The 14,389-nt window shown below is 37.6% G+C and carries 14 protein-coding genes; 8 read left to right on the forward strand and 6 right to left on the reverse strand.

Annotated elements, in window-relative coordinates; all coding sequences use genetic code 11:
- Positions 1-21 precede the first annotated feature (21 nt).
- The 4 genes from GKR92_04985 (at position 22) to GKR92_05000 (ending at position 3,443) form a co-directional block, all read left to right on the forward strand.
- Positions 22-1,242, forward strand: a complete 1,221-nt coding sequence (locus tag GKR92_04985; GenBank protein QMU61090.1) for an aminoacetone oxidase family FAD-binding enzyme — start codon at positions 22-24, stop codon at positions 1,240-1,242.
- 237 nt (positions 1,243-1,479) lie between these two features.
- Positions 1,480-1,887, forward strand: coding sequence for a hypothetical protein (locus GKR92_04990; protein QMU62713.1), 408 nt, complete (start codon positions 1,480-1,482; stop codon positions 1,885-1,887).
- A gap of 67 nt (positions 1,888-1,954) precedes the next feature.
- Positions 1,955-2,257: an antibiotic biosynthesis monooxygenase gene (locus GKR92_04995; protein QMU61091.1), complete on the forward strand. Its 303-nt coding sequence runs from the start codon at positions 1,955-1,957 to the stop codon at positions 2,255-2,257.
- Between the two features lie 7 nt (positions 2,258-2,264).
- Positions 2,265-3,443, forward strand: a complete 1,179-nt coding sequence (locus tag GKR92_05000) for a peptidase S13 (protein QMU61092.1) — start codon at positions 2,265-2,267, stop codon at positions 3,441-3,443.
- A 63-nt stretch (positions 3,444-3,506) separates the two neighbouring features.
- Here the strand turns inward: GKR92_05000 and GKR92_05005 are convergent, their stop codons facing one another.
- Together GKR92_05005 and GKR92_05010 are read right to left on the reverse strand one after the other, a co-directional pair.
- Complete coding sequence (locus GKR92_05005) at positions 3,507-4,946, reverse strand: hypothetical protein (GenBank protein QMU61093.1); 1,440 nt, start codon at positions 4,944-4,946, stop codon at positions 3,507-3,509.
- A complete protein-coding gene (locus GKR92_05010) occupies positions 4,939-5,607 on the reverse strand; it encodes a hypothetical protein (GenBank protein ID QMU61094.1) in 669 nt (222 codons plus the stop codon). The genes GKR92_05005 and GKR92_05010 overlap by 8 nt, the downstream gene beginning before the upstream one ends.
- A 153-nt stretch (positions 5,608-5,760) precedes the next feature.
- Here GKR92_05010 and GKR92_05015 point away from each other — a divergent pair, with 153 nt between their 5' ends.
- Positions 5,761-6,492, forward strand: a complete 732-nt coding sequence (locus GKR92_05015; GenBank protein QMU61095.1) for a helix-turn-helix domain-containing protein — start codon at positions 5,761-5,763, stop codon at positions 6,490-6,492.
- A gap of 15 nt (positions 6,493-6,507) precedes the next feature.
- On the opposite strand, the gene GKR92_05020 is transcribed toward GKR92_05015, so the two are convergent.
- Positions 6,508-7,353 carry a hypothetical protein gene (locus GKR92_05020; GenBank protein ID QMU61096.1) on the reverse strand — a complete coding sequence of 282 codons (846 nt, stop codon included), beginning with the start codon at positions 7,351-7,353 and terminating at the stop codon, positions 6,508-6,510.
- A gap of 166 nt (positions 7,354-7,519) precedes the next feature.
- On the opposite strand from GKR92_05020, the gene GKR92_05025 reads away from it, so the two are divergent.
- Entirely contained in the window at positions 7,520-8,875 is a 1,356-nt protein-coding gene (locus GKR92_05025; protein QMU61097.1) for a DUF2157 domain-containing protein, read from the forward strand.
- Position 8,876: 1 nt separating this feature from the next.
- Positions 8,877-9,443 (forward strand): hypothetical protein, encoded by a 567-nt coding sequence (locus GKR92_05030; protein ID QMU61098.1) that lies wholly within the window; start codon positions 8,877-8,879, stop codon positions 9,441-9,443.
- Positions 9,444-9,765: 322 nt separating this feature from the next.
- Here GKR92_05030 and GKR92_05035 read toward each other — a convergent pair whose 3' ends face one another.
- Complete coding sequence (locus GKR92_05035) at positions 9,766-10,356, reverse strand: DUF938 domain-containing protein (protein QMU61099.1); 591 nt, start codon at positions 10,354-10,356, stop codon at positions 9,766-9,768.
- The gene (locus tag GKR92_05040) at positions 10,353-10,697 is read right to left on the reverse strand and encodes a type III effector (GenBank protein QMU61100.1); all 345 of its coding nucleotides are present in this window, start codon (positions 10,695-10,697) and stop codon (positions 10,353-10,355) included. The genes GKR92_05035 and GKR92_05040 overlap by 4 nt, the downstream gene beginning before the upstream one ends.
- Positions 10,698-11,129: 432 nt before the next feature.
- Between GKR92_05040 and GKR92_05045 the strand changes: the two genes are divergently transcribed.
- Positions 11,130-11,804, forward strand: coding sequence for a peptidoglycan DD-metalloendopeptidase family protein (locus GKR92_05045; GenBank protein ID QMU61101.1), 675 nt, complete (start codon positions 11,130-11,132; stop codon positions 11,802-11,804).
- A gap of 48 nt (positions 11,805-11,852) precedes the next feature.
- Here the strand turns inward: GKR92_05045 and GKR92_05050 are convergent, their stop codons facing one another.
- Complete coding sequence (locus tag GKR92_05050; protein ID QMU61102.1) at positions 11,853-14,387, reverse strand: FtsX-like permease family protein; 2,535 nt, start codon at positions 14,385-14,387, stop codon at positions 11,853-11,855.
- Positions 14,388-14,389 lie beyond the last annotated feature (2 nt).

Below are 14,389 nucleotides of genomic sequence, written 5' to 3' on the forward strand. Positions count from 1 at the left end.
GTATTCAATTTTTTCTAACTGATGTCTGACTTATCATTCACCCCAATACCAAAGAACTCTGACGTACTCATTATTGGTGCTGGGGCAGCTGGATTGATGTGTGCTTTTCGTGCTGGGCAACGGGGAAGAAGCGTTTTGGTATTAGATCATGCTAATAAAGTAGGAAAAAAAATACTTATGTCAGGTGGCGGCCGTTGTAACTTCACAAATTTATACTGCGAACCCGACAATTTTCTTTCCAATAATAAAAATTTTTGCAAGTCCGCGCTCTCGCGTTACACCTCCTATGACTTCATCGAATTAGTACGTAGCCACGATATCCCCTACCACGAAAAAACATTGGGGCAACTGTTTTGTGATAACAAATCAAAAGATATTCTGGAGATGCTTTTAAATGAATGCAACCAAGCTGGTGTTAAAGTTCGCACACATTGTTCTGTTGAGCAGATCAATCCATTAGGGAGTGGTTACGAAATTAAAACTTCTTTAGGCACTACAACTTGCGAATCTTTAGTGATTGCAACCGGTGGCTTATCTATACCAAAAATGGGCGCCACAGGATTTGCATATCAAGTTGCAAAACAATTTGATTTAGAAGTACTTCCTACACGCGCTGGCCTTGTTCCTTTTACATTAAACCAGCCTATTCTAAATATTTTATCTCAACTGAGTGGTAGTTCTATTGAAGTGGTCGTTACCTGCAATGCCATGAGCTTTCATGAGAATCTTCTATTCACACATCGAGGACTGAGTGGACCGGCCATGCTACAGATTTCGTCCTATTGGAACCAAGGCGATGAACTCACCATAAACTTGCTACCTAAAATTGATTTATATGAATATCTTAAAGACAGGAAATCACAACGACCCAAAGTGGAATTGAAAACACTGCTATCCGAACTTATGACAAAGAATATTGCACAAACACTAATTCATTTATGGTTTTCAGATGACGAATATAGCAACAAACAGATAAATCAATTTTCTAACCAGCAATTACAAGAAATAGCAGACCATTTTCATAGTTGGAAATTAAAACCCAATAACACCGAGGGCTATCGAACAGCAGAAGTAACATTAGGTGGCATTAACTGCAATGAGCTATCTTCTAAAACCATGCAAGCCAATAAAAAAGATAATTTATATTTTATTGGAGAAGCAATCGATGTGGCCGGTCACTTGGGTGGATTTAATTTTCAATGGGCCTGGGCATCAGGCGCTGCTGCCAGCGAGTTTGTATAATTAGCAAGCACTAAATGAAAAATAATAAAATTTCTAGCACTTTGTAATGAAAAATAGCCCAGCAATCAAATCAAAGTATTAGGTTGATATATATATGCGATAATAAACTTAAATATGAATAACAAACGTATCACTATCACAGGACTCCTTGCAGTTGCATGGGCTATTGTAGGGTTATTTTTGCTACTAGGCTTTGCCTGTTGGCGCTTATCTGCTTACACCATTGAATCATTCTCCATGCCTCTAAACTGGATGCATTGGGTCGTGTTTATAGCTTGGACAATATTTATGGCTCATGGGGAAGGATACAAAGGTTTTCAAAAGAAATTTTCGCCACGCTTTGCTGCACGCTGTAAATATTTATCGCATAGCACTACATCGTTACAATTACTACTCGCCCCACTTTTCTGCATGGCGTATTTTCACGCACCCAAGAGACGCGTAATTGCTACCTGGGCACTTACCGTGATGATTATTATTTTCATTTTTACCTTTAGACTTATCCCCCAACCCTGGAAAGGCTTGCTCGATTTTGGTGTAGTACTTGGATTAGCTTGGGGAATGGTCTCTACATTCATTTATTGCTTTAAAGCGTTCACTGACGATAGCTTTACATGGGATAACGAGGTCCTTATCACATCTTGAACTATTCTCGATGCAATCTATCTAATTACATGCAACACCTATAACAAATGATCAATCGGAGAATTAAATGTTTATTGCCATGAATCGATTCAAAATAATTCCAGGAAATGAAGAAGATTTTTTAGACATTTGGCGAAACCGCGAAACTTTTTTAGATGAAGTTCCAGGCTTTAAAGAATTTCATTTATTGGAAGGCCCTAAAACAGAAGAATATAGCTTATATGCTTCACATTCTATTTGGGACTCTAAACAAGCTTTTGAAAATTGGACTAAGTCCGAAGCTTTTCGTAAAGCTCATGCCAACGTAGGTGACGTAAAACCTGTCTATCTTGGTAAGCCTGAATTTGAAGGATTTCAAGTGGCTATTTGATTAAACGATGCTATTACGTGCAATATTATTTAGTTTAACGCTCTACTTTTTCACAAGCCCTGGTCTTGCGGCTAGTCCTTTAGACGCACTTAAAAAACTATCGTCTTCATCACTATTGCTGGTCGATGAAAATAAGCAAGTACTGCATGCAAAAAATGCAGCGCTCCCATATATACCTGCTTCCACTATAAAGGTACTAACCTCCTTAATTGCCCTTGAGCACTGGGGAAGTGATTATCGATTTAAGACGGATTTCTATTATGACCCCGTAGCAAACAGTTTATGGGTAAAAGGTTATGGTGACCCTTATTTAGTTTCCGAAGAAATAGATATTATCGTCAACAAAATCAAGCAAGAAGGCATAAGCGAGTTGGATGGAATTAGTGTTGATAATAGTTACTTTAGTAAATCGATCAATATTGACGGCCAGGGTAGCTCATTAAACCCCTATGATGCTTCACTTGGAGCAACCGCAGCTAATTTTAATACCATTAATGTTCGTGTTTATTATGATGCAGTCAGCAGCAGTGAAACGCAAACACCTTTGACACCACTAGCCAATAAGCTAGCAAAAGGATTAGATATTGGCACTCACCGGATAAATTTAGGCAATGCAGAATATGGGTCTAGGTATTTCGCAGAATTACTAAAAGCTAAATTAAATTTATCGGAAATACCAACCGACGCACTTTTTCAAAGTGGAAATATTCCTGATAAAGCAGTATTACTCTTCACCCATCAAAACAGCAATACACTTGAGCAAATCATTCTTTCTATGTTGGAGTTTTCTAATAATTTTATAGCCAATCAATTATTTTTAACGCTAGGTGCTGATATTTATGATGCACCTGCGAACACCACTAAATCACAAGTCGTAGTAAGTGAATATATAAACAATAATTTTAATTGGTCTGACCACATAATTATTGAAGGCGCTGGGTTATCCAGACAAAATAGATTGAGCGCTCAGCAGCTGATTGATGTACTCAATAAGTTCAAACCCTATCGACACTTAATGCCTTCACAAACAGATGATATTTTTGCAAAATCAGGCACACTAAATAATGTTAGCACCTATGCAGGTTATATACATCGAAATGATTATTGGACTCCTTTCGCAATCATGATCAATCAACAAGTAAGCTTCAGATTCAGAGAAGAAGTGGCCGCAGAATTATTGAAATAGTCGTGTAGAAAAAAACAAGCATGTTGCCACACCGAATGACAACATGCTCTATAAAATGATCACTTACACCTCCTTAGTAGTTTTAAATTGCGACCATCTTTCCCACTTGTGTTTTAGAACAACTCCATGTCGCTCTAACAATGAAGCGAAAATGATTGCTGACACTCCTATTACAGCTAACGTCGCCCAGTTAGTGAAATCAATATGGATTAACGTGTTATACATTTGGTGAGCAAATGCAATAAAGGTAGCTACCAAGCCAGAAATTAAAGTTAATCTAGATCTCTCAGCCTGACCAATGACTACTACCGCTATTCCTGCTACTAATAACAGCACTGCAGCCGCAGCACCTCCATTTATAAGAAGCACTAGGAAGTTAGTCATCAATAAAGCGAATACTGCAAACGCAGAAAACAATGAATGCAAAGAACCTGCTCTTTTAGCTACATCTAATGCAAGTAATGCGAATACCACACCCATAACTGAAAATTCATAATTAATGGGAATGATTGCTAAGGAAGAAATTCCAGCATTAAATGCCACAAATCCAGCAGTAGCGATCGAAGCCCAATTTAATATTTGTTTTAATATCGAACTCTCATCTAACGGTGTAGAGAATATCCTCATCATCAGAAATACAATTGCGCCTAGCATTACAAGCAATATCTCGTCTACTTGATATAACCAAAAACTTCTAACTAACATTATCAACGCTGGAATAAATACTGTTGCTACAGCAAACATTCCTTCTGGCGTCTTCAGTGAAGTTTCACTAAACAATCTTTTTCGCAAAATCCAAAGAGGCACCATCACCGCCGCTAATACAATTAATCCCACCATTAATGATGTTCGTACAGGTATTAGTAATAATAAATTACTTATCACAAATAGCACTAATAAGTGTTTTGCAAAATTTCTGGAAAAAACCATATAGCTAAACCAGGCAATAGGCACCATTACAATTAGTGCGCTTACCCCTGCCACACCAACCGAAGCTAAGCTAGAGGTGGTCCAAGTTAGAAAGTCTGGATATTCATTTATCGACCCAAACCATTGCACTTGTGAGAAAACAAGTGCGCCCAGAATAGCAAAGTTAGCCGTAATGGAAATTAAGCTTAAACCAAAAAATACTCTACCTCCTTTATTTTCTTTCATTAAGAAACTTAACCCGAAACCACCTGCTGCTAACAGTAATGTTTGCATCAACATCAAATAGAATCGGTTTACATCACTACCTACTGACCAGTCTTGCATTAGGAATGCAGACATAGACGCAATAACTGCCATCGCACCTGAGAAACGTAGCAACTTAGAAATATTTACAAAGTTCTTCAAGGATTCAAATACATTTTTATTATCCTCCTCCTCAATTTCACTTTCACTTTCATCGATATGTTTCGCTCGCTTTCTTAAAGTTTTATTTAGCTCTTTGTCATTTTGATTATCGTCGAAACTATTATTCCAGCGATGAAACGGACTCGTAATCCTTTTTGTATTACTCATTGTCGACCTCCTTGTCTGATTTTTCCTTACTCAATATATCTGCAAGATCAGCTTTAAGACATTCAGCATCTTCTGCTTCGTTATAAGAATCATTTAATGTATCGATATGTGCAGTATTACCTGCCATATACTCTGTTTCCGTTACCAACATTTCCCAACGCTCAAATGTGTCATCAATTCCGTCAGCACAATCTCCTTCAATTTTATTGATAACCCTAAGTGCATCCGCTGCAGAATGCCTAGATCGCATTAAGTTTCTTTGTTGAGTCAAATCGGTGATTCGAGATTCAATACGATCCACACTAGTACCAACATTTCTTTCTAGCTCTTTATGCCGTGTGATGGCCTCTTGTGTTTGTGTAATTTGCTGCTCACATGCGTTCCTTCGCTTGACACATTCCAATGCTTGAGTTTCATCTTGCTCTGCTGCACGGATCGCTCGATCAGTCCATTTTTGATGCATAGTTTGTAACTCACCATGCTTGGTTCGCATGTTGGCTTCTTCTTTCTGTACACGCGCCAATCGAACGCGTGCTCTAGCTGCAGCAGTCCTTGCATCCTTAAGTGCAGCTTCTACAACCGCATCATGGTTTTCCACTTGTGAGACGGCATTGTCTAAGCCGGCTGTTATGGTGGCTTGTAAACGGCGGATAATACTCATAATCAAATCTCCTTTACTTTTTGTGGGTTCGAAGTGAGTATTGACCAAAGAATCGTATAGTTAAACTATTTTGATAATAGTTGCTATATATTGAACATTAAGTATTATATTTTAATACTTATAGAGGAATCATTAAATTAGGCAGGTTAAAATATGGCACAAACCAAAGCACTCATTCATACACTGAAGTCCTGCTTGAAGGCTCAAGACAAAACTTATGTAGATGTAGCTAAGGCCTTAAATTTGACTGAGGCAAGCGTAAAGCGGCTGTTTTCACAACATAGCTTCTCTTTAAATCGTTTGGAAACCGTATGCCAGATGCTGGATATGCAGATTTCAGATCTCGTTCAACAAATGAATGAATCGCAATTTCATCTAGAGCAGCTATCTGAAGAACAAGAACGCGTAATTGCCGACGACTTACTTTTATTACTGGTCACTGTTTGTGCTTTAAATAAATGGTTATTCGAGAATATGGTAGAGCGTTACAAAATAACTGAAGCGGAATGTATTCATAAGCTAGCGCAGCTTGATAAGCTAAAAGTGATTGAGCTTTTACCTAAAAATAAAATTAAACTACTCATAGCACCGAACTTTAGTTGGAGAAAAAACGGACCTATCCAAAGATTTTTTCAAGAGAATATCGGTCAAGAATACTTCAAAAGCAGTTTTCAAAAAGAAGAGGAAACATTAATCGTTTTAAATGGTATGTTATCTAAACTTTCAAATGGTGAATTTCAACGCAAACTTAAGCGATTAAGCAGAGAATTTAACGATCTAAATAACGAAGATTCATCATTAGATATATTTGAACGAAATGGCGTTACGCTAGTGCTTGCGATGCGTAATTGGGAATTTGGTATATTTAAACCTTTACAGAGATAATTTTTAATATAAACGCTATCCTATTAGTCGTTTAATATCATCTGCAATTGGATTAATCACGTCATTATCTGACCAATAATTATTATGACTCAATGGATTCCAATTATTTAACAAATTACCTACATTAACCGCATTATCCTCATTCACTTCATATTTAAAGCTTTCTTTTATATTCCTAGTCGATATGTTCTTTAACGGCCAACCTAGTGGATCATCAGGATCATAAAAGTTTTTCCATTTAAATGAATATCCTTTACTGCTAGAAGAAATAGCTTTTATTTTTCCATGTGGAATTCCAGCAAGAAAGATTGGTATATTACAACCTGTAAAACAAAGTAACTTTAAGTTTTTCAATCTTCGAAACTTGTCTAAATCAGACCCTACTGGAGAATCATCGAATCCCCCTTCTCTCCACGCGCCAAGTTGGGTCTGTTTAGATTGCACATCCCAAATATAATTTGAAATTACATGACAACCCAATGAATGTGCCATTAAAACAATTTTCACATTAGGGCCTGCTGCATCATAAGCCTTATCTAGCGCATCCAATATTCTATCTTGCACTTGCTCATATGGACTTCCTGCTTGGCTCGCTCTACGTTCTAAACCCGCAGCATCAGAAAACCCATACAAGAGAAACTTCCTTAAAGCTATCCAATCAATGTCATCTGTTGCTTTTATTCTGGTAAAAATATCTTTTTGGTGTTTTTGAAAAATATCCGCATAGTAGATAGAATCAAAATAAACACTCGGCCATGCACTGCCTACCTTTTTAGATAATTTTTTTTCTAATTTTTCAGCATAATTACGCGGTGTATCTCCCATCCCATGAATCACTAGCACAACTGTTTTATATGACATCGCAAGACCCTCACATAAAGGTTAAAAATAATTTACCTTAGACATGGTTTTATTATAACTAAATTCATATATCATCTATAAACACTATTCATTTTCACAATTTCTAGCTCTATACATTTAAACTTATAAGTTAAATAATCATCGTAAATACTTAGAAAGCATATATATGAAACATGCACAATTTCAAAAATCTCTAGAAAAAGAATTACCTGTTTGGGAAGAAAAAGGCTGGGTAACCAAGCAAAATAGCGAGTCAATCCTAGAGCACGTAGGAAGTTCAGAGTCCAGATTTAACCTGCTCGCATTTGGTATCGCAGTTCTAGGCGTATTATTACTCGGATCAGGAATCATTACCTATTTTGCTGCAAATTGGGCAGAAATGGCTAAGATCACAAAACTTATTTTGTTATTCAGCGCCATGTACGTTTCATTTGCCTGCGCAGGATACTTTTTAAAAACAGATAAATCACCCATGTTAGGGCAAGCATTACTCGTGCTGGGAGTCATAATTTTTGGCGCCAACATTATGCTTATTGCACAAATTTATCATATCGATGAACACTACCCCAATGGCGTACTATTTTGGGCTTTAGGAGGTTTAGTTACTGCATATCTTATGAAATCTCATGCAGTGTTGGTTTTGACTATTGCTTTATCAGTATTATGGACATCATTAGAAACATTTGGATTTAATCATATTCATTTTTGGTACTTGGCAATCTGGGTGACCTTTTTGCCGCTAATTTATTTTCGCCGCTGGAATTTCGCACTGCACTTAGCTTTGATCGCATTAATCATATGGAGCATTTATAGTTTTTTCGGGATTGATTATAGAGACCAACAAATCACGCAGATTTATCTAGTACAACTCTATTTTGTACTATATTTAACATTATTTTTGATTGGAATGCTTTGTGCCACTACGAATCAACTCAATTATTTTGCCAAACCTCTTCAGAACTATGGCGCTTTCGCTGCATTACTGAGTTTTTATATGCTCACTTTCCCTGAAATTCAACGAGGCTTCAGATACTTTGATGACCATCTTAGAACACAAGCTTCAACTGTCTGGCTGGCATTAACATTTTCCGCATTAGTACTGCTAGTTATTTTAGCAATATGGCACCGATCAAGAGTTACCACTAAAGAAAAACCAAAATATCTTATTTATGGTCAGTTTTTAATTGCAGCGGTTGTGTTACTGATTATCTTTAATTTATTTCTTGCAGGAAATTACGGTGGCTGGATGGCTATCGCATTAAATCTATTATTTTTTGCTGGAATGATATGGTTATTATTTGCAGGTACGCATACCAATAACCGTACACTCATTAACTTAGCATTCTTATTCTTCGCATTAGCATTAATAACTCGGTACTTTGATACATTTTGGAGTTTATTGAACCGCTCATTCTTCTTTATGGCAGGAGGGATAATTCTTATTATAGGAGGATATTTTCTCGAAAAACAACGTAGAAAGTTAACTGCAACTATTGCAAGCAGCTCTAAGCAGGTAATTTAGCATGGTTTCAAAAATAATATTTATATTAATCCTATTTACATTATTTTTATGCTCCATGATCGGCATGAAACAATGGACCCTAAGCACAGGAACACCCGTTCTATTAGAAACCCAACCCATTGACCCTCGCTCTCTATTCCGCGGTGACTATGTAAGATTAAATTACTCAATTAGCAATCTTAAACCTTCAGAACTTACAGGTGACGATGAGTTTAAAAAGCACGATGTAATTTACGTTACATTAAAAAAACAGAAAAAATATTGGGTTCCTCAATCTGTAACTCATGAAGCACCACAAGAAAACGATCTATACCTGAAAGGCACAATACAATATGTCAGCCAACATTCTTGGAATCAAGAAACTGAAACCTCAGATGAGATTACAAATTTACAGATAAAATATGGAATAGAAAACTATTTTGTTCCTGAATATGAAGGGCTTGAACTTGAGCGAAGAGACAACGATCAAGTGGTAGATATCCGTGTTGCAATCGATAAGTATGGAAGATCAGACATAAAAGCTGTACTCGTAAACGATATAATTAAATATAAAGAAACATTACTTTAAGCAAACAAAAAAACCCGGCATACGCCGGGTTTTTTTACTCAGGGAAGGGCTTAGTATTTAGTGATGACGCTTAAGTTCAGAATCATGATAACCATCACGCTCTTTCATTAGACGCCACATTCCTACTAGCGTTAATCCAACAACTGTTATTTGCAATGCAATAATTAATAACGCTTCCATTTCCAACTCCATACTTTAGGTTATAAAAATATCTCTCTAAAAAGATCAGATTAGGAAGGCGCATTGTCTAATGTGAACTACGTCACATTTCTCTGTTGGTGATATTTGGAGTAGAAGACTAGACGAGCGGTAGCCTACAGCACTAGTCCTTCACCCATAACAAGCATCGATTGTTGGCAGGCATTGCGTAATCCTTAATAACAGCAAGCCCCTGTTGCTTGGCAAGATCATTTAGATCATCAAAATCCCTAACGCCGCTCAAAGGGTTCTGCTGCTTCAAATATTGGTCAAATCTGGCGTTACTAGGGCTGGTATGCGCCCCAGCATAGGAAAATGGCCCATATATCAACAGTTTCCCAGACGGTGCCAATACTTCACCCACTCCTTTGAAAAACCGCTCCACCATTGCCCATGACATAATGTGTAAGCTATTTGCAGTAAAGAGCGCATCTACCGTTTGAATATTCCAAGGTTGATTAAGTACATCCAGCTCAACAGGTGCCTTGAGGTTAGATAGAGCCGCTTCTACGGCCCAAGCTTGAATACTAGGTAGGTTTTCCGCGCGATCGCTGGGTTGCCAATTCAGGTGTTGTAAATGCTTGGCAAAATACACAGCATGCTGCCCAGAGCCACTGCCTATTTCTAGTACCGATTTACGGTCTTTAAATACTTCTTGCAGTACTTCTAAAATCGGTTTTTTGTTCTGCTCACATGACTCTGAGTGGAGTTTCATTTATTAGCTAAGGCATCATTATCAAACGTTATACCTGCCCACCCTGTTTTCATGAAGTTGCGGATATTCTGGTGATTATTACTATCCGGGTTTTGCAATACATCCTCACGGTAGTACACACCAAAACAAGCGAGTGTTTTTTCTTCATCAAAGTTATTTAATTTTGCAAAAGCAAAAAGTTTACAAGAACCTTCATTTTCCCCAGCTTGGTTAACAAGATTTCCATTGGTAAATGCAGTAGGTGTATACGCATAAGCTGTTTCAATTACAGCCATGGTATCCTGAAATTCTATTGATTCGGGTGAAGTTTGGAGCTTATCCGAAAAGACTTTAGGTTGCATAGAGTTTACGATCAGCTTTTAATATGTGACAGAACTTCATTAATCATGCTTTTGATCATAAGATCTCTAACTTTAATTAATGCAATAGGCTTATAGCATGCAGATCAAGATTCACTAGCTTCCAGTTTCCATCTGCTTGGTCTTCTTCATCTGCCTCACAGTAGTATACCTGACCCAAATCATTGACCATAGTAAGTACATGGACGATGTGCAGGATGCACAAGTGTCGCGTGAGACAGGATGTCGGGAGCGACTGTACGCATATGAGAAGCATCAGGGATGATGCATCAAATTATTATTATTTTTGCTAAATTGTCCGCTTACGATGCAAAGCAGACATTATAAAATATAATACACTAAAATAGTTCAAGTAACATATATCACATCTAATTAGTTTCAGATTGGTATATATTTATGAAAAAATTGGTTTAGATGATTATGAATAAAACACTTTTAGTCATGCCGCTAATTTTACTTTCAATAAGTAGCGTTAGTTCGAATGATGATGAAATAATTGGCCAAACACCAGGCTGTATGATGTCGGACTACACGCTTGCAGATAAATCTGATTATGTTTTACCTTTCCCAATCGGGAAAGAATATACCGTGACTCAAGGGAACTGTGGATTACATACACATAGAAGTGAATATAACTTACGATTTTCCTATGATTTCCCTATACCAATAGGTGGAGATATAACGGCAGTAAGGAATGGCGAAGTAATCAATCTCGATGAACAGTTCCCTAATGATACCAATGACCACTCGCAAACAAACTGGATTGGGATAAAACATGAAGATGGAACTATTGCAGTCTACCTTCATCTGAATACAAAAGGTGTATTTGTAGAAATTGGCGATGAGGTTAAACAAGGCGAGATTATCGGAATATCAGGTAGTAGTGGTTATACTGAATATAGACCCCATTTACATTTCCATATCACAGAAAAAGAGCACGACACTTGCCAATTGAGTCTCCATGAGCAACCAAACACTTCAAAATACTCTTTAAAAGGTTGTAAAACTATTCCTATTACATTTAAAAATGCTGAACCACAAGACACACCACCCATACAGGGAAAGATATATAAAGCAGTCACTTTTTAACTATATAAATATCTTCTTTTGGCCGAAAGCAGACATTTTATATAACCATCAACTTTCTGCCAGCAATCTCTTAACCGGCATTTGTTTAGTACGTTGAATGGACACATATCCTGCCACTAATACTAACAAAGGCGCTAACATCAAGCACAAAATTGCCGTTTTAGGATTAAAGACAAACTGCCCTTCTATTAGGTAATTAGACAAGACAAAGCTGATTACTAAATTCAATAGATAAGCAATTGCCCCTGCAATGAACCCAATTAGAAGAAACTGGGTACGGAAAACTTTTTGCACCAACTTTGTATCTGCCCCTACTGCTTTAAAAATTGCAGTACTGTAAGATCTATTCTTACGCAGAATCATTTCTATTGAGACAAACACCAATACACTTGCAAACAAAGCAAAATACAATACGGTTTCAACCGCATAGCTAATTTTTTGAGCAATACCACGAATTCGATTTAACAAGAAATCCACATCAAAAAAAGTAGCACTCGGAAACTGTTTTACAAAATCTCGTAATATTGGCCGTTGTTGTTTATCTAGATGCAAGCTTCCCATATAAGAAACCGGCAAACCATCTAATACACCTGGATAGAAGATCATATAAAAATTAGGTGTAAAAGACTCCCACTCTACTGAACGAATACTGGTGACTACTGCTTCTACTACTTGTGTTTCTACTGTGAATGAAAGCTTGTCACCCAATGTGATTTCCAGGTTTTCTGCTAGACCTTCTTCTACCGAAACCGTAGCAGTATTTTTATTTTTAGATTCGATATACCAATCACGATGCCATTCACCGCGTATAATTTTATTATCTTTTGGTAATTGTTTGTTCCAGGTCAGCGCTAGATCCCTTCCTAAGGACTCGTCTTGGCGTTCCGTTTCTTTACTGGCATATTCTCGAATCGGCAGATCATTGATTGCGCTTAAACGGCCTCTTACCACTGGATACAATGGACTATGCTCCAGGCCCTGTTCTTTTACTTTTTCAAGAAATGACAACTTTTCATTCTCAAATAAGTTAATGGCGAATATATTTGGCGCATTATCGGGTACTTTAGATTGCCATGAGGCCACTAAGTCATCTCGAATGGTTGAGATGAGCGCTAGTGAGAAAAAAGTAATTGCGATACCAACTACTTGGACAATCACCATACGACGATTCGCCTTTAGACTTCTTGCAGTAAGTTTTGTCGACACTGATTTCGATTCACTATATTTTGAAAACCAACTAATGAAGTATTTTGTTACAAAGTATGCAAGTAAGACAAATAGAAATAACACAACAATGATATACAAACTAATCTTTACCTCTTGCGTGCCCACGTAAACAATGGTCGACAAGCCCATTAGCATTATTGCTATTGTAAATATAATAGGCTGCTGCTGCGTTTCTGTACGATTGAGCAATAGTTTTGGAGCAGTCTTTAAAAGCTTATTTAAAAATGGCCATGCAAAGCTAGCCACTACTACCAGTGCCGTAAAAGCACTCAGCAAGTATGGTTGGATGCTTGCAGCAGGCAACGTTTCCGGTATCAGGTCACCCAGGCTTCTTAATATAATGATATGCGCCACACCGCCTATCATTAAACCTATGACTACTGCGATTAAGCTAAACACGACAAAAGGTACTGCAACTGCAGCAATCATTCTTTTCCCTTGCAGCCCTAAACAGCGTAATAGCGCATATTGATAAGTCATTTCATTTGCATATTGGTAACTGACGAGTGCCGCTGCAACTGCACCGAGCAACACTGCTATGAGTGCTGTGATGTGCAGAAATCGGTAGGCACGATTCAGTGTATTCGCCAATGTTTGATTTGCAGCATCGATTGTGATGAATTCCTGATTCAGTTGTAAATTAGATTCAAGCTCTTGCTGCAAACTTTGTAACTTGGACGCCTCACCTGTAAACAGGTAACGGAATTTTACGCGGCTTCCCGGGCGTACTATTTGTGTAGCGGCTACATCTTCCCAGTTCATCATTATGCGCGGGGTAAAACTATAGAAGCTATTCCCTCGATCGGGCTCATACACTAAAATTTTAGATATTTTGAAAGATGTTTCACCTACGTTGAGATGTTGGTTTAATGAGAGTCCCAATTCATTTAATACTCTATCTTCTACCCACACCTCACCCTGTTTAGGCACTTCCTGAGTAGCTTGCGGATCTCCATAAAGTTGATTAGACACCTGAAGCTCGCCCAACAAAGGATAACTATTCGAAACTGCCTTAACACTTGATAACAGAAAGGCTTCTTTTTCTGCTACTTGATCATTAGTACTTGAATTAGTCATGGCCATAGCCATAGTCTGAAAAGTGAGCGTCTTTGCACTACTAAGAGAAAATGATTCCAGAACCGCTTTTTGTTCATCACTTAAATCTGTTGTGGATTGAAACACTAGATCTGCCGCAATGACTTCTTTTGCCTGACTATTAAATAATTTCTCTAATCGGTCTCCTAGTAAAGTAATACTAAATGTAACTGCACAAGCAATGGCTACCGCTATACAAAACAAACGCATAGAGTTTTGGCGAAGTTGCCTGACTAGAAGGTTGTTATAAAATGTAAACATGA

Source organism: Gammaproteobacteria bacterium, assembly GCA_014075255.1.
GTDB lineage: Bacteria > Pseudomonadota > Gammaproteobacteria > UBA4575 > UBA4575 > JABDMD01.